Raw genomic sequence first — 16,184 nt, 5'->3', positions numbered from 1 at the left:
GGCCCTTTTTCGTGTCCGGGCGGTAAGCCGCGTCAACGCGGCTCGAACAGGTCCACCGGCACCTTGAGATAGGACCGCCCGTCCGCCTCCGGCTCGGGCAGCCGACCGCCCCGGATGTTGACCTGAAGCGCGTAGAGCATCAGGTCGGGCAACGGCAGGGTCGCATCCCGCGCATCGCGGGTGGCGCGATAGTCGGCCTCCGACACATCGCCGCTCAGATGTTTGTTGCGGGCCTTGTGCTCGGCCACCGTCGCGCAACAGGCCGGCTCGCGCCCATCCGGCCCGTAGTCATGCCCCACGAACAGGCGCGTCTCGTCGGGTAGTGCCAGAATGCGCTGGAGGCTCGCGTAAAGGTCGGCCGAATTGCCGCCGGGAAAATCGGCGCGGCTGGTCCCCGCGTCCGGCATCATGAAGGTGTCGTTCACGAAGGCCGCATCGCCCACGACATAGGTGATCGTGGCCAGCGTATGCCCCGGTGTGAACATCACCGAAACCTCCAGATCCCCGACCATGAACGTCTCGCCATCGGCGAACAGCCGGTCCCAGGCCGAACCGTCGACCGGCTGATCCGGCAGGTGATAGTAGTCGCGCCAAAGCGCCTGAACGCCGGTCACCTTTTCACCGATGGCCGTTGGCGCGCCGAGCTTGTGTTTCAGATATTGCGCGGCCGAAAAGTGGTCGGCATGGGGATGGGTGTCGAGAATCCAGACGACCTCGATCCCCGTCTCCGCGATGTACTCCAGAATCCGGTCGGCGTTCCCATGCGTCACGGCTCCTGCGCGGCGGTCGAAGTCCAAAACCGGGTCGACGACCGCACCTTTCAAGGTGGCCGGGTCGTGAAAGACGTATTGCCAGCTTCCGGTGGTTTCGTCCCAGAAGCTTTTGACGATCGGGCGTTTCATGCTGCCTCCTGTGTCGTTGCTCACCTGGACAACACAAGTAAACGCATTCTGTTCCATGAATTTGTTTTTCAGGTCGGGCGGCGGATTTCCAGCGCCCCCTGAGCGCCCTTCCGCTCATGCGCAAAATCCCGCGATCACAGTGCATTAAGCATCTTGCCGAGCGTCACGATCTCGCCGTATTTCCGCCACGCTCTGACCCGATTGCGCGCGCAGCGTCATTGGACAACCCCCGAAAAAGAGGGGTGTCAGGGTGGATCAACCCACCGGCTCGCACGTTGGACGTGCGCAAGCCAACACAAAGGAAGAGGCAGATGGCAACCTACAAGGATCCGCGCATCGAGCAGCGCGAACCCGCCGCGAGCCGTGATACCAAAGCGAAACAGACCGAGCGCAAGGCCGAAGCCGAAGCGCCCAAACCCAAGCCGGTCATCACCGACTGGGCCGCGATCTGAGACTCGCACACGTAGCGGATTGACCTGCCGCCCCTGCCCTCGCAGGATCGGCGGATGGCGACGCCCGTAACCTCCATTCCGAATCTCGGTCCGGCGACGGCCGAGGGGTTTGAACGAGCCGGCATCGGCTCGGCGGAAGCGTTGCGTGCGCTGGGGGCGGACGCCGCCTATGCGCAATGGCTGGCGGCGGGTGAACCTGCGCATTTCATCGGATATTACGCCCTTGTCATGGGGTTGCAGGGTCGTCCCTGGAACGACTGCAAGGGCGCCGAGAAAGACGCGTTGAAGCTGCGCTTCGTCGCGCTCAAGGCCAGTGCGTCGCGCAATCTGACCGGCATCGAAGCGATGCTCGACGAAATCGGAGTGAGGGCCCCACCATGATCCGACTTTTCCTGCTGATCCTTCTTCTCCTGCCCGGCTCGCTCGCCGCGAGCGAAGTGCGCTTCGAGATGGAGGGCTTTCCGCGCCGGTTTCAGGTCTTCGCGCCGGACGAGCCGCAGGGCGAGATGCCTCTGGTCCTCGTGCTTCACGGCGTGTTCCAGACCGACAACCGGATGATCGAAACCACGCGCGGCAAGTGGGGGGAATTCGCCAAGAAGCACAACTTCGTGGCCGTGTTCCCCAATGCGGTGAACCGGGTCTGGGACATCGGTCAGGGCACGGGCACCTTCGAACCCAGCCCCCGCCGCGACGATATCGCCTATCTCGATCAGGTGATCGGGCTGACCGCGCAGCAATACCAGATCGACCGCGACCGCATCTTCATGGTCGGCTTTTCGCTGGGTGCCCAGATGAGCTTTGCCTATGCCTGTCAGCGCGGCGGTATCCGGGGGATCGCGACGGTTTCGATGCCGCTGCCCAAGGCGCTGCTCGACGATTGCGCGCGCACCCCGGCGGTGCCGCTTCTGTCGATTCACGGCACCAACGACCCGGTCATTCCCGCCGAGGGTGGCGACCTGCCGATGCAGAGCGACACGGTTCTGTCGCTCATCAGCCAGCAGGACACGATCGATATGTTCGCGGGCAAGGCGGGCTGTACCGGGCCGGGCGAACTCAAAAGCTACGACCGGCGCGACGACGACACCAAGGCCAATTTCACGCGCCTCGCCGGATGCAGCGTGCCGATCTGGACCCTGTCGATCGAGGGGCTGGGCCACAAATGGCCGGGCGGTGGGCCGGACCTGCCCGTCGCGGTGCTTGGCCGGGGCACGGAAGAGGTCGAAGGCACCGCCTTCGTCTGGTCCTTCTTCTCGTCGATCCGGTAAGGGTCAGGGCGTCATTCCCTGCGCATAAAGCGCATAGACCGCCCCCCTGTCGCCGCCGCGCGGGACAAGCGCGCTGCCCGCCGCCTCCATCCCGATGTCTTCCAGATGCAAGAGCGTCTGACCCATCGGCAGCGCGGTCGCGAGGATCACCATCGGCTCATCGAATTCGTCGGTGACTTCACGCACGTCGAACCGCTGCGCGAGGGCGCTTACAAGGTCAGCGTGGGCGACGGAAATGGCATCGACTTCAGGCATGGTACATGACTCCCGGATACGCATTCAGCGTGGGAGCAGACCGGTTAATTTGTGGTTAACACCTGGCGAGCCGCCCAAAAGAAAAGGCCGCGTCGGTTAACGCGGCCTTTCAAAGTGTCACGGGACGGGCGGATCAGCCGACCAGTTCGAGACCCGAGAAGAAATACGCGATCTCTTCGGCGGCGGTGTCTTCACCGTCGGAACCGTGGACCGAGTTTTCACCGATCGACAGGGCGAATTCCTTGCGGATGGTGCCTTCGGCGGCTTCTTCCGGGTTTGTGGCGCCCATGACTTCGCGGTTCTTCAGGATCGCGTTCTCGCCTTCGAGAACCTGAACCACGATCGGCTCGGACGACATGAACTCGCACAGCTCGTCGTAGAACGGGCGCTCTTTATGGACGGCGTAGAACACACCGGCCTGCTCTTTCGACAGCTTGATGCGCTTCTGCGCCACGATGCGCAGGCCCGCGCCTTCGAGTTTGGCGTTGATCGCGCCGGTCAGGTTGCGCTTGGTGGCGTCCGGTTTGATGATGCTGAACGTGCGTTGAATGGCCATGTCGGTCCCTCTTTCGTGTCGCGGGCGAAGCCCGGTTGCAATCGTCGCGCGGCGGATAGCATGGGGCGGTTTTGGGGGAAAGGGGTTTCGACGCGCTTCTGCACGCCGATCAGGTTGGGGGGCCAGCCCCCCAAAACCCCCGGGATATTTCAGGACCGGAAAGACGGAATTGACGCGCCTTTGGGGTTCGGGCAGTAGGCGGGCATGTTGAGGATCGACGATATCTCTTACTCGGTCGAGGGCCGTCCGCTGATCGACCACGCCTCCGCCGTGATCCCGGAAGGGCACAAGGTGGGGCTGGTGGGGCGCAACGGGACCGGCAAGACCACGCTCTTTCGGCTGATCCGGGGCGAGCTGACGCTGGAGACCGGGACGATTTCCGTGCCCCGCGGGGCCAAGATCGGCGGCGTCGCGCAGGAAGCGCCTGCGAGCGACGTGTCATTGCTCGATACGGTGCTGGCCGCCGATACCGAGCGTGCCGCGCTTCTGGCCGAAGAGACCGAGGATGCGGCGCGGATCGCCGAGATACAGGCGCGGCTCACTGACATCGACGCCTGGAGCGCCGAGGGGCGCGCGGCCTCGATCCTAAAGGGTCTGGGGTTCGATGATCCCGACCACGCCCGACCCTGTTCGGATTTTTCCGGCGGCTGGCGGATGCGCGTGGCGCTGGCCGCCGTGCTTTTTGCCGAGCCCGATCTGCTGCTTCTGGACGAACCGACCAACTATCTGGACCTCGAAGGGGCGCTTTGGCTGGAAAGCTACCTCGCCAAGTATCCGCACACCGTTCTGGTCATCAGCCACGACCGGGGGCTTCTGAACCGCGCGGTCGGGTCGATCCTGCATCTCGAGGCCAAGAAGATCACGCTTTACAAGGGCGGCTACGACACCTTCGCCGAAACGCGGGCGGCGCGTCTGGCCGTGGCCGAGGCCGAGAACCGCAAGAATGCGGCGCGGCGCGATCACCTGCAAAGCTTCGTGGATCGGTTCCGCGCGAAGGCGACCAAGGCCAAGCAGGCGCAAAGCCGTCTGAAGATGATCGAGAAGCTGAAGTTCACGGTGACGCCGCAGGAAGCGGCGTTGCGAAAGTTCACCTTCCCGGAGCCGGAGGAGCTGTCGCCGCCCATCGTGGCCATCGAGAGCGGATCGGTGGGCTATGACGGCAAAGCGGTGCTGTCGAAGCTGGACCTGCGCATCGATCAGGACGACCGGATCGCGCTTCTGGGGAAAAACGGCGAAGGCAAATCGACGCTGTCCAAGCTGATTTCCGGGCGGCTGGCGTCGATGAGCGGGCGTGTCACCACCGCCTCCAAGCTGCGTATCGGCTATTTCGCCCAGCACCAGATGGACGAGCTTTACCCGGACGAAACACCCATCGACCACCTGCGGCGGCTGCGCCCGGACGAAACCCCGGCCCGCCTGCGCGCGCGGCTGTCGGGCTTCGGGCTGGGCGCCGAGCAGGCGGAAACGGTCGTGGCGCGGCTGTCGGGGGGGCAGAAGGCGCGGCTCACGCTGCTGATCGCCACCATCGACGCGCCGCATCTGCTCATCCTCGACGAGCCGACCAACCACCTCGACATCGAAAGCCGCGAGGCGCTGGTCGAGGCGCTGACGGAATACACCGGCGCGGTCGTGCTGGTGAGCCACGACATGCACCTTCTGAGCCTCGTGGCCGACCGGCTTTGGCTGGTGAAGGGCGGGCGCGTGACGCCGTTCGAGGAAGACCTCGAGGCCTACCGCAAATTGCTTCTCACCTCGGACAAGCCGGAGAAGCCGGCCGAGGAGAAGCCAAAGCCCAGAAAGGCCAGCCGTGACGAGGTGCTCGCGTTGCGCTCCGAGGTGCGCAAATGCGAGGCGCGGGTCGAAAAGCTCGAGGATATGCGCGAAAAGCTGGCCAAGAAGCTGGCCAACCCCGACCTCTATGACAAGTCCAAGGTCGGCGAGATGGAAGTCTGGCAGAAGAAATATGCCGAAGTGATGGACGGGCTCGATCGGGCCGAGGCGCTTTGGATGCAGGCGCAGGAAAAGCTCGACAGGGCGCAGGCCTGACGCGCAGGGTGACCCCATGAGTTTCGACGCGCTCCTGCCCGCCTTCGTCACGCTGTTCGTGATTATCGACCCGATCGGGCTGGCGCCGGTGTTTCTGGCGCTGACCAAGTATATGACGGCCCCGCATCGCCGGGTGGTGGCGGTGCGCGCGGTTCTGGTCGCCGCCGTGATCCTGATGATCTTCGGGCTGGCGGGTCAGGCTGTGCTCGACCTTTTCGGTATCTCGATGGCGGCCTTTCGCATCGCGGGCGGCGCGCTGTTGTTCCTGACCGCGCTCGACATGCTCTTCGAGCGACGCAAGCAGCGGCGCGAGAGCCAGTCCGAGGCGAGCGTGCTGGACCCCGCCGACGATCCCAGCGTGTTCCCGCTGGCCATGCCCCTGATTTCGGGGCCCGGCGCGATGGCGACGATGATCCTGCTCATGGGCGGGGCGAACGAGGTGGTGGGCAAGCTGGCCATCGTCGCTGTCATGGTCGCGGTGCTGGTCTGCGTCTTCGCCTTCTTCCTCGCCGCGGGGGCGCTGGGGCGATACCTCAAGGACACCGGGATCAACGTGGTGACCCGCCTGCTCGGCATGTTGCTGGCGGCGCTGGCGATCCAGTTCATGATCGACGGGCTGGCGCAGACCGGGCTGTTCGGCTGATCCGCCGCATGGAAACCGCCCTGCCCCGTGCCTATGTGATACGGCATGGATAGCTACGAAATCGGTCGTCTCACCTACCTCGTCCTGCTCGGCGCCGCCGTGATCGGGTCGTTCTTCATGATGAACAAGGCCAATCTCGGAAAGAGCCTGCAACAGCTCGCGATCTGGGCGCTCATTTTCGTGGGCGCGATCGGCGCCTATGGGCTGTGGAACGACATCAGCCGGGATGTGATGCCACGCCAGTCGGTCGTCTCGCAGGGTGTGGTGGAGGTGCCGCGCCGCCCCGACGGGCATTTCTATCTGACGCTCGAGGTCGACGGAACGCCGGTGAACTTCGTGGTCGACACCGGAGCCAGTCAGGTGGTGCTCAGCATGGACGACGCGCGCCGGGTCGGGCTGAACCCCGACGACCTGCCCTTCATCGGCACCGCCATGACCGCGAACGGCGAGGTGCGCACCGCGCCGACCACGGTCGACGAGATGGTGCTGGGCGATATCACGGAACGCGACGTGCGCGTTTACGTGAACGAGGGGGCGATGGATATGTCGCTTCTGGGCATGACCTATCTGCGCCGCTTCGACCGGATCGAGATCGCGGACGACATGCTGATCCTCACGCGGTGAGCCGTCAGAGCGGAAAGAACAGGCTGATCGCCACCACCGCCGTCACCCCGACGATCAGGTTCATCGGCACGCCCATCTTCAGGAAATCCGCGAACTTGTAGTTGCCCGCACCGTAGACCAGCGTGTTGGTCTGGTAGCCGATGGGGGTCGCGAAGCTCGCGCTGGCCGAGAACATAACGGCGACGACGAAGGGGCGCGGGTCGACGCCCATCTGGGTCGCGAGCCCGATGGCGATGGGGGTGAAGATCACCGCCACGGCGTTGTTCGTCACCACCTCGGTCAGGATCGACCCGACCACGTAGACCGCGAGCAGCGCCATGAACGGCGACAGCCCGTCGAGCCACGGGACCAGCATCTGAACGATCCGTTCGACCGCGCCGGTCGCCTCCAATCCGAGGCCGATGATGAGCATGGAAAAGATCAGGACGAGGATCGAGGCGTCGATGGAGGACCACGCCTCGTCGTTGTCGATACAGCGCAGAACGAGGATCAGCGCGACACCCAGCAGTGCGAGGATGCCGATGGGCAGAACGTCGAAGGCGGCGAGGCCCACGATCCCCACCAGCGTCAGCACGGCGATGGGGGCCTGACGGCGGCGAAAGGCGCGCCCGCCGGGTTCGGTGACCGAGATCACGTCGCCGGAACGGGTGAGTTCCTCGAAACCCTCCGCCGTGCCCTCGAGCAGCAGCTTGTCGGCGGGGCGCAGGCGCACGCTCGACAGATCGGCACCGGCGATGTGGTTCGGGCGATAGGCGCCCAGCACGCGCATCCCGGCCCGGCGCCCGAGCGCGAGGTCGGCGATCCGCACGCCGGAGGACCGGCGCGAAGGTGTCACGATGGCCTCGGCCACGCGGACCTTGGCGCTTGCGTCCAGTTCTATGGACCGGCGCAGACCGACGCGCAGACCGGATTGCTGGGCCAGTGTCAGAAGCTCCGAGGTCGGAGCGAACAGGATGACCGCGTCGCCCTTTTGCAGCACGATGTCCGACAGGTCGCGCCGTTCGATCTGCGGCCCGCGCCGGACCCCGGTGATGCGGATGCCGGCCCGCTGAAAATCCGCGACCTTGCCCAGAGCCTCGCCGATCTGGGGATAGTCGGCGCGAATGGTGATTTCCGACAGGAACGCCGTTTCTTCGCTATCGTCCGGCAAGTCGGATGCCCGGTCCGGCAGCAGGAAACGCCCGAGGATCAGCATGGACAGACCGCCGACCACGGCCACGACGATGCCGACGGGCGCGATTTCGAAGATCGAGAACGGCTCCAGCCCCGCGTCGCGGGCCACCCCGTCGACGAGGATGTTGGTAGAGGTGCCGATGAGCGTGCAGGTGCCGCCGAGGATCGCGGCATAGGACAGCGGGATCAGCAGCCGGGTCGAGGCGAGGTTCAGGCTCGCCGCCAGCCGGATCACGACCGGGATCAGGACCAGAACCACCGGCGTGTTGTTCATGAAGGCCGAGGCGACGATGGTGGCGAAGACGAAGATCAGGACCGCGAGCACGGGCCGCGTCTGCGCCCGCCCGATCACCAGCCCGGCTAGGCTGTCCAGAACACCCGTGCGCACCAGCGCGCCCGACACGACGAACATCGCGGCGATGGTGATGGGGGCGGAGCTGGAAAACACGCTCATCACCTCGTCGGTCGGGGTCAGCCCCAGCACGATGAACAGCGCGGCACCCCCCGCCGCCGTGACCTCGGGCGGGTATTTCTCGATCGTGAACGCGATGAAGAGGAGGAGCAGAAGGCCCAAGGCGACGATGGCCGGGTCGACTCCGAGGAATGAGGTCATGATTGCCCTGATCCAATCCGAACGTCCGGGGGAAACGCATGGACGCGCGCCCGTGTTCATGGGCACTGGAGTTATTTTTCCTGCCCGATGCAAGAATGAAATCGGCCCGCGTGACGGATGCACGCGGGCCGGCTCGTATCAGCGTCGAAAGCGGGCGGAGACCCGCCTGAACCGGCTTATTTCGGGGCCATCCGGATCGCGCCGTCCAGACGGATCACTTCGCCGTTCAGCATCGAGTTCTCGACGATATGGCGGGCCATGGCGGCATATTCGGACGGCTTGCCAAGGCGCGACGGGAACGGAACCTGCGTGCCGAGGCTTTTCTGCGCCTCTTCCGGCAGGCCTTCCATCATCGGGGTCAGGAACAGGCCCGGCGCGATGGTGCAGACGCGGATGCCGTCGCGGGACAGTTCGCGCGCGAGCGGCAGGGTCAGGCCCGCGACCGCACCTTTGGACGCGGAATAGGCCACCTGACCGATCTGGCCGTCGAAGGCCGCGACCGACGCGGTGTTGACGATCACGCCACGCTCGCCGTCATCGGTCAGCGGTTCGGCCTGCATCATGCCGAGCGCGGATTGCGACGCGCAATAGAACGTGCCTGCAGTGTTGACCATCAGGGTCTTGGCGAAGGCGTTCGGGTCGTGGACGACCCCTTTGCTGACCGCCTTGCCGATGGTGCCGATCCCGGCGCAGTTCACCATGATCCGCTCCTGACCGTTCTTGGCGCGGACGGTTTCGAACCCGGCGGCGACGCTGTCGGCATCCGACACGTCGACCTTGGCGAAGGCCCCGCCCAGTTCTTCGGCGAGTTTCGTGCCCGCCTCTTCGTTCAGATCGAAGATGCCGACGGGCGCGCCCGCTTCGGCCATGGCACGGATCACGGCGGCACCGAGGCCCGAGGCGCCTCCGGTGACGACGACGGGGGTCTCTTTGGAAATCTGCATGCTGTCCTCCAACTTGGTTGCTTGGTGGGTAGCAGCCGCTGCACACCTGCGCAATGTGATCGGTATACGAGGCGGGGCGCGCCGCGCCGGGTGACGTAACGTTCGCGGGCGGGCGCCTATTTCGCCATCACCTTTCGCCGCATCTCGTCCGGCAGGATCTCTTCCGACGGCCATCGGCCCGTGGTGAGGGCATCGTCGTAACCTTGCGTCAGACCGGCCCGCCGCATGGCTGCGACCGAAGGCGCGGGATCGTAGGACAGGCGTCGGATATGGGCGCCCTTCCGGTCGAGCCGCACGTATTGCCCGCCCGGCACCCCGTTGTTGGGCGGCATCCCGATGACGCCCGCGTTGATCCAGCGCCGCCCCGCCACGACGCGCTGGAACCCGAACCCGCAATGGCCCGCCACCACGCCGTCCACCGGACCGACCTCGGCCTCGATCGCACCGATTTCCTCGGCGAACTCCGGCTGGCGCGACACGGGCCACAGGAAGCGCGAGACATCGGTGACACCGCCGTGGATCAAGGCATAGCGGCGGTCGGCATGTTCGAAGACCGCGAGATCGGGCAGGCCTGCGAACCAGTAGCGGCTCGCGGTCGACAGCGTCGCATTGGTATGTGCCCACCACTTGACCGACAGCGTGTCGCAGACCGACCCGGCCACGAAGCCGCAGCCGCAATCCGCGCCCCCGTCCGCCAGTTGCTTTTCGATATTGCCCGCGATGCCGCGCCAGCCCAGTCGGCGCACCATGTCCGCACAGACCTCGCCCTCGGCGCAGTAGCCCGCGAGATCGCCGGTGAACAGGATGTTCGCGCCCGCGATCCCCTCGTCCCGCGTGACGTCGCGCAGCGCCAGAAGCGCGGACAGGTTGCCAAGCGCCCCGCCCCACAGCACCACCGGGCCTTCGAGGCGGCCCAGATCGGTGATTTTCATGGTGTCCTCCCAGACACGCCCACTTGAAACGGGCGCTTCGGAGAACCATAACACGATCATTCCAAAGAGACGCAATCACAATGACCCCAGCCGACACCGGCACGCTGCTCGACACCGCCTTCTGGACGAGTGTCGGCGCCATCCTCCTCCTCCTGATCCTGTCCGGGTTCTTTTCCGGGTCCGAGACGGCACTGACCGCCGCCTCGCGCGGGAAACTGCGCGCCAAGGCCGACAAGGGCGACAAGAAGGCCGAGCGGGCGCTGGTCATCACCGAAGACAACGAGCGCCTGATCGGGTCCGTCCTTCTGGGCAACAACTTCGTCAACATCCTCGCCTCGGCACTGGCGACCGCGCTGTTCACCCGGCTCTTCGGCGACAGCGGCGTCGCCTACGCGACGATCATCATGACGCTGCTGGTCCTGATCTTCGCCGAGGTGCTGCCGAAGACCTATGCCATCACCCGCCCGGAAAGCGCGGCGGGCTGGGTGTCGGCCCCGATCCGTATCGTCATCTTCGTCCTCGCCCCGATCGTGAGCATCGTGCGGGGCCTTGTCCGGCTGATCCTGCGCGCCTTCGGCGTTCAGACCGACCCCGACAGCCAGATCCTTGCCGTGCGCGAGGAGATCGCGGGTGCGATCACGCTGGGCCACCACGAAGGCGCGGTTGAGAAAGAGGACCGCGACCGCCTTTTGGGCGCGCTCGATCTGGGCGACCGGACGGTGGAGGAGATCATGCTTCACCGCAGCCAGATCGAGATGATCGACGCCTCGAAATCGCCGACCGAGATCCTCGAACAGGCGCTGTCGTCGCCCCACACCCGCCTGCCGATCTACAGCGAGGAGCAGGAGAACATCGTGGGCGTGATCCACGCCAAAGACCTGAGCCGCGCCATGTATGCCGCTGGTCAGGCCGCGGGCGAGACGGGCCGGACCGAGGCGTTCGAAACCTTCGACATCCTCAGCGTGGCGATGAAGCCCTATTTCATCCCCGAAACGACGACGCTCGACGACCAGATGCGCGAGTTCCTGAAGCGTCAGACCCACTTCGCCCTCGTCGTGGACGAATATGGCGCGCTTCAGGGCCTCATCACGCTCGAGGATATTCTCGAAGAGATCGTGGGCGAGATCACCGACGAATTCGACACCAACGACGCCGGCGACAACCGGCTGTTGTCCGATGGCAGCTATTCGGTGGATGGCGGCATGACGATCCGCGACCTCAACCGCGCGAACGACTGGGCGCTGCCGGATGAAGAGGCCAACACCATCGCGGGCCTCGTCATTCACGAGGCGCAGACGATCCCGAACGAGGGTCAGGTGTTTTCCTTCCACGGGTTCCGGTTCGAGGTGACCAAGCGCGTCGACAACCGGATCGCGCGCCTGAAAATCCGCAAACTCGGCGCCTGACGCAAGGTCCGGTCTTTCCGGCGAACCGCCCGGTTCATAGGTTTCGCAAAACGGAGGGGTCATGCGCGAACGGATCATCGACTGCGGAAACGGGTTCTGGAACATCCGGGGCAGCTTCAAGCTGGGCGGGTTGATCGAAATCGGCACGCAGGCCTCGCTCGTTCGCCTGTCGGACGGTCGGTTCGTCATGCTGGACAGCTACACCCTGTCGCCCGACCTGCTTGCCGAGGTCGACACCCTCACCGGGGGCCGAGCGAACGTGGTCGCGGTGGTGAACCTGCATCCGTTCCACACGCTTCACAGCGAGGCGATGCAACGCGACTTTCCCGATGCCACGCATTACGCCACGCCGCGCCATGTGCGCCTGTTTCCCAAGCTGAAATGGGGCAACCTCACGTCGAACGACCCGGCGCTCTGGGCGACGTTCGCCCCCGATCTCGAGTTCACGACGCCGGACGGGGTCGAACTGATCCCGGCGAACGAGAAAATCCATTGCGGCTCGGTCCTCGCCTATCATCCGGCGAGCGGCACGATCCATGTGGACGACACGTTCAACTATCGCCCGCCCCGCGCCGAAGGCAAATCCGGCAAGCTGGGCGTGCATCCGACCCTGTCGATGGCGCTGGAAAAACGTGCCGGGGCGGCCAGCGCCTTTCGCGACTGGGGCGCCGGGATCGTCACGCGCTGGAACGGGGCCGAGCGGCTCTGCGCGGCCCATTCGGGCGTGCTGACCCCCAAGCGGCTTGGCACCACGAACCTGTCGGACGCGATGCGCGACGCCTTGGCGGGTGCCGAGAAGAAACTCGCCCGCCACGAGCGAAAGTATAGCTGAGACTTCCGGTCCGGCGGCACGTGCCGCTAAGATCGCAGCGGATCTAATTGGGCAGGGATGCGGATGCGGCGTGTTTTGTGTTTCGTGGCGATGTCCGCGTTGCTGACGGGGTGTCTTGCGCGCGGTCCGGGAACGGCGGTGCCCTATCCGCCCCATGTCGCCGCGATCCCCGTGACGATGCCCGCGACGGCCCCGGCCATCGCGCAGCAGTTCATTCCCCTGACCCCCACCGGCCAACCCGGCCATATGGGCATCGACGTGGCCGACGCGACGGGAACGCCGGTGATCGCCGCCGCGCCGGGTGTCGTGACGATCAGCCTGTATGAACCGGCATACGGCAACCGGATCGTCATTGACCACGGGAAGGACTCGACCGGGCGGCGCGTCCAGACGCTGTATTTCCACCTTGCCGCGCGTCAGGCCGAGGTCGGGCAGCGCGTCGCGCGGGGTGCCCCCATAGGCACGCTCGGGGAGACCGGGCTTCTGTCGTCCTATCCCCATCTGCATTTCGAGTATCACCGCGAGGTCGAACCGGGCGCGCGGGTCAGATCCGGCAACAACTGGTGGCAGGGCATGGTGCAGGAGGACCCAAACGGAAACTGGGTCGACGGACCGGGACGTGTCACCTGTTTCCTGGGTCAGACCGCCCCTGCCGACAAGATCACCTATCCGGTCGTCTGCCGGGGAAGCTCGTCGCCGGGGCTCAACGCGCCTTGAAGATGGTTCCGAAGATGCCGCGCACGATCCGGCGGCCCGTGGTGCCCTTCAGCTCCTTGATGATGACCTTGGTCACCTCTTCGCCGACCTGACTGCCGAACGAGCGGTCGTCTTTCTTCGTGGTCTTGCGGGTGGTCCGGCTTGGGCTGCGGCCCCCGTCATAGCGGCGGGCGTTGTTGAATTCGCGCGGGCCTGCGGTGTCCTCGGGTTCGGCAACGGCGGTTTCTGCCGCTTCGGCCTCTTTCGCTGCCGCTTCGGCGCGGGCGGCGAGGATTTCCGCCGCGGATTCCCGGTCGATCAGGGCTTCGTATTTGCCCGCGATGGGTGAGGTGTCGATCACCGACTTGCGCAAGGCCGGGTCGATCGCGCCCAGATACGAGGACGGCGGGCGGATCAGCGTGCGCTCCACCACCCCCGGCGCGCCCTTGGCTTCGAGGAAGGATGTCACCGCCTCGCCCACGCCAACCTCGCGGATCGCGTCCTCGGTCGAAAAGCGGGGGTTGTCGCGATAGGTTTCCGCCGCCTGCCGCAGGTCCTTGCGATCCTTGGCCGTGAAGGCGCGCAGGGCGTGCTGGATACGGTTGCCCAATTGACCCAGCACGTCCTCCGGCACGTCCGCCGGGTTTTGCGTGACGAAATAGACGCCCACACCCTTGGACCGGATCAGCCGAGCCACCTGCTCGACCTTGTCCACCAGCGCCTTGGGCGCATCGTCGAACAGAAGGTGCGCTTCGTCGAAAAAGAACACCAGCTTGGGTTTGTCGGGATCGCCCACTTCGGGCAGCTCCTCGAACAGTTCCGACAGCAGCCAGAGCAGGAAGGTGGCGTAAAGCTTGGGCGACGCCATCAGTTTGTCGGCGGCAAGGATCGAGATGCGGCCCTGCCCGTTCGGCTCGGTCCGCATCATGTCGGACAATTCCAGCGCCGGTTCCCCGAACAGCCGTTTGCCGCCCTGGTTTTCGAGCACCAGAAGCGCCCGCTGGATCGCCCCGACCGAGGCCGTGGCGACGTTGCCATAGCGCAGCGACAGATCCTCGGCGTTCTGGCCGACCCAGACCAGAAGCGCCTGAAGGTCTTCTAGGTCGAGAAGCGGCATGCCCTGTTCGTCGGCGACCCGGAAGGCGATGTTGAGCACCCCTTCCTGCACGTCCGTGAGCTCGAGGAGACGCGAGAGCAACAGCGGCCCCATCTCGCTCACCGTCGTGCGGATCGGGTGGCCCTGTTCGCCGTAGATGTCCCAGAAGGTGACCGGGAACGCCTCGTAGGCGTAATCCTCGAACCCGATGATGCCAGCCCGTTTCTGGAACGGCTCATGTAGCTTGTGATCGGCGCTCATGGTCGCGGCGAGACCGGAGAGATCGCCTTTCACGTCCGAGACGAAGACGGGAACCCCGGCCTTGGAGAACCCTTCGGACAGGATCTGGAGCGTGACGGTCTTGCCGGTCCCGGTCGCGCCCGCGACCAGACCGTGCCGGTTCGCGTATTTCAGGAGCAACTCCTGCTTGGTGGCGTATTCCTCGCCGCCGCCACCCACGAAAATCGCCCCGTCCAGTCCGCCAACCATGCCCCGAATACCCCTTAGTCCTGCAACGTTCTCAGGTGACAATACATTTTTAACCCTTTCCTGCCAGAGTGATCCGCATCCGGGCGCATGTCCATTTGGGTCCGGATGACTTCCTCCCTGTCAGACTGCCGCGCCCCTTGGGGCGCGGTCTTTTTGCGCCCGGTCCCGCGCATCGCGGTGAAGAGGGGATCACCAGAGGTGAAGCCCCTTGTTTTCATGCGTCTGCGGCACGTCTTCACGATCCGTTACGGGTTCCATCACAGATCGCGAATGGGCTGTTGACGGGTCTCATCTTTCATCGTAGCGTCCTGCCCATAAGTCGGCCAGTCCGGCAGGGAGAACAAAAAAACGAGAAAGGGTTCGCAGTTTGCGGGCCCTTTTTCTATCGTGGCGACCCCTTGTCCGGACACCCGACGCCCCCGGCCCGCATGGGCGGAAATCTGCGCGGACCAAATCGGGGGCTGACCTCATCCAAGGCTCATGTTAGTGGGTCCTTCGACAACTCCGGACGGAAACAGGGAAACCACAATGGCAACGATCCTGAAACCTCTTGGCCTTGCCGCGCTGATCGCGCTGGGCGGTGCGGCCTATGCGCAAGACACCAACGAAGGCGACGCACCGGCCGCCGAAGCGCCCGCCGCCGAAGCGCCCGCCGCCGAAGCGCCTGCCACCGACGCCCCCGCAACCGAAGAGGCCCCGGCCACCGCTGACGAAGCGACCGGCAACCCGGACCTCGACATGGGCGAAACGACGGAAGCGCCGCAGGTCGAAACCTATGTCGACGAAGTGTTCGACGACTGGCAGCGCGAATGCCTGCGCATTCCGGGCAACGACGGCCCCGCGCCGTGCCAGATCACCCAGTTCCTGCGCGAAGAGCCCGAAGGCGCGCCGGTCGGCAAAGTCTCCATCGGCAAGCTGCCGGAAGGCAACGAGGCCGCAGCCGGTTCGATGATTATCGTGCCGCTCGGCGTTCTGCTGACCCAGCAGATGACCATCGGCGTCGACAGCGCCGCGCCCAAGCGCTACCCGTTCCGCTTCTGCGATCCGAACGGCTGTGTCGCCCAGATCGGCTACACCTCGGCCGAAGTGGCGGCGTTCAAGGCGGGCGGCTCGGCGACCCTGACGGTGGTGCCGGTCGCGGCCCCCGACCAGAAGGTCGAACTGCCGCTGTCGCTCAAGGGCTTCACCGCCGCCTATGACTCGCTCGAGCAGCCGGCAGCCCCCGAGGCCGCCGCACCCGCAGCGGAAGCCGCGCAGTAA

General features: G+C 65.4%; 17 protein-coding genes. 10 read left to right on the top strand and 7 right to left on the bottom strand.

Features of this window, described 5'->3' with window-relative positions; genetic code table 11:
- Window positions 1-32 precede the first annotated feature (32 nt).
- The gene (locus FCT00_RS11440) at window positions 33-902 is read right to left on the bottom strand and encodes an MBL fold metallo-hydrolase (protein ID WP_138423111.1); all 870 of its coding nucleotides are present in this window, start codon (window positions 900-902) and stop codon (window positions 33-35) included.
- 311 nt (window positions 903-1,213) lie between these two features.
- Between FCT00_RS11440 and FCT00_RS21460 the strand changes: the two genes are divergently transcribed.
- The 3 genes from FCT00_RS21460 to FCT00_RS11430 are packed head-to-tail and all read left to right on the top strand — an operon-like array spanning window position 1,214 to window position 2,619.
- Entirely contained in the window at window positions 1,214-1,354 is a 141-nt protein-coding gene (locus FCT00_RS21460; protein WP_008328563.1) for a hypothetical protein, read from the top strand.
- A gap of 54 nt (window positions 1,355-1,408) precedes the next feature.
- Window positions 1,409-1,735 (top strand): TfoX/Sxy family DNA transformation protein, encoded by a 327-nt coding sequence (locus FCT00_RS11435; protein ID WP_138423110.1) that lies wholly within the window; start codon window positions 1,409-1,411, stop codon window positions 1,733-1,735.
- Window positions 1,732-2,619 (top strand): alpha/beta hydrolase family esterase, encoded by an 888-nt coding sequence (locus FCT00_RS11430; protein ID WP_138423109.1) that lies wholly within the window; start codon window positions 1,732-1,734, stop codon window positions 2,617-2,619. Before FCT00_RS11435 ends, FCT00_RS11430 begins: the two co-directional genes overlap by 4 nt.
- A gap of 3 nt (window positions 2,620-2,622) precedes the next feature.
- Here the strand turns inward: FCT00_RS11430 and FCT00_RS11425 are convergent, their stop codons facing one another.
- The gene (locus FCT00_RS11425) at window positions 2,623-2,874 is read right to left on the bottom strand and encodes a hypothetical protein (RefSeq protein WP_138423108.1); all 252 of its coding nucleotides are present in this window, start codon (window positions 2,872-2,874) and stop codon (window positions 2,623-2,625) included.
- Window positions 2,875-3,007: 133 nt separating this feature from the next.
- Window positions 3,008-3,430: a nucleoside-diphosphate kinase gene (ndk, locus tag FCT00_RS11420; protein ID WP_008328547.1), complete on the bottom strand. Its 423-nt coding sequence runs from the start codon at window positions 3,428-3,430 to the stop codon at window positions 3,008-3,010.
- Window positions 3,431-3,634: 204 nt separating this feature from the next.
- Between ndk and FCT00_RS11415 the strand changes: the two genes are divergently transcribed.
- From FCT00_RS11415 to FCT00_RS11405, 3 genes are read left to right on the top strand one after another with little or no spacing between them, the layout of a single operon-like run.
- Window positions 3,635-5,476 carry an ABC-F family ATP-binding cassette domain-containing protein gene (locus tag FCT00_RS11415; protein ID WP_138423107.1) on the top strand — a complete coding sequence of 614 codons (1,842 nt, stop codon included), beginning with the start codon at window positions 3,635-3,637 and terminating at the stop codon, window positions 5,474-5,476.
- A gap of 16 nt (window positions 5,477-5,492) precedes the next feature.
- Window positions 5,493-6,119, top strand: coding sequence for a MarC family protein (locus FCT00_RS11410; protein ID WP_138423106.1), 627 nt, complete (start codon window positions 5,493-5,495; stop codon window positions 6,117-6,119).
- A 45-nt stretch (window positions 6,120-6,164) separates the two neighbouring features.
- Entirely contained in the window at window positions 6,165-6,743 is a 579-nt protein-coding gene (locus FCT00_RS11405; RefSeq protein WP_008328540.1) for a retropepsin-like aspartic protease family protein, read from the top strand.
- A gap of 4 nt (window positions 6,744-6,747) precedes the next feature.
- Here the strand turns inward: FCT00_RS11405 and FCT00_RS11400 are convergent, their stop codons facing one another.
- From FCT00_RS11400 to FCT00_RS11390, 3 genes are all read right to left on the bottom strand, one after another.
- Window positions 6,748-8,529 carry an SLC13 family permease gene (locus FCT00_RS11400; protein WP_138423105.1) on the bottom strand — a complete coding sequence of 594 codons (1,782 nt, stop codon included), beginning with the start codon at window positions 8,527-8,529 and terminating at the stop codon, window positions 6,748-6,750.
- Between the two features lie 176 nt (window positions 8,530-8,705).
- A complete protein-coding gene (locus tag FCT00_RS11395; RefSeq protein ID WP_138423104.1) occupies window positions 8,706-9,473 on the bottom strand; it encodes an SDR family NAD(P)-dependent oxidoreductase in 768 nt (255 codons plus the stop codon).
- A gap of 116 nt (window positions 9,474-9,589) precedes the next feature.
- A complete protein-coding gene (locus FCT00_RS11390) occupies window positions 9,590-10,405 on the bottom strand; it encodes a metallophosphoesterase family protein (RefSeq protein WP_235889003.1) in 816 nt (271 codons plus the stop codon).
- Between the two features lie 80 nt (window positions 10,406-10,485).
- On the opposite strand from FCT00_RS11390, the gene FCT00_RS11385 reads away from it, so the two are divergent.
- The 3 genes from FCT00_RS11385 to FCT00_RS11375 all read left to right on the top strand — a co-directional run bounded on the left by FCT00_RS11385 (window position 10,486) and on the right by FCT00_RS11375 (window position 13,360).
- On the top strand, window positions 10,486-11,811 hold the full coding sequence (locus tag FCT00_RS11385) for an HlyC/CorC family transporter (protein WP_008328534.1): 1,326 nt from the start codon (window positions 10,486-10,488) through the stop codon (window positions 11,809-11,811).
- Between the two features lie 61 nt (window positions 11,812-11,872).
- Complete coding sequence (locus tag FCT00_RS11380) at window positions 11,873-12,643, top strand: hypothetical protein (protein ID WP_138423103.1); 771 nt, start codon at window positions 11,873-11,875, stop codon at window positions 12,641-12,643.
- Window positions 12,644-12,706: 63 nt separating this feature from the next.
- Window positions 12,707-13,360 (top strand): M23 family metallopeptidase, encoded by a 654-nt coding sequence (locus FCT00_RS11375; RefSeq protein ID WP_212748007.1) that lies wholly within the window; start codon window positions 12,707-12,709, stop codon window positions 13,358-13,360.
- On the opposite strand, the gene FCT00_RS11370 is transcribed toward FCT00_RS11375, so the two are convergent.
- A complete protein-coding gene (locus FCT00_RS11370) occupies window positions 13,347-14,924 on the bottom strand; it encodes a helicase HerA-like domain-containing protein (RefSeq protein WP_235889001.1) in 1,578 nt (525 codons plus the stop codon). The two genes, FCT00_RS11375 and FCT00_RS11370, sit on opposite strands and share 14 nt — an antisense overlap.
- A 528-nt stretch (window positions 14,925-15,452) precedes the next feature.
- Here FCT00_RS11370 and FCT00_RS11365 point away from each other — a divergent pair.
- Complete coding sequence (locus FCT00_RS11365) at window positions 15,453-16,184, top strand: invasion associated locus B family protein (protein WP_138423101.1); 732 nt, start codon at window positions 15,453-15,455, stop codon at window positions 16,182-16,184.

It is taken from the genome of Maritimibacter alexandrii, assembly GCF_005871115.1.
In the GTDB taxonomy this organism is placed as follows: Bacteria; Pseudomonadota; Alphaproteobacteria; order Rhodobacterales; family Rhodobacteraceae; genus Maritimibacter; species Maritimibacter alkaliphilus.
This window is presented reverse-complemented; position numbering and strand designations above follow the sequence as displayed.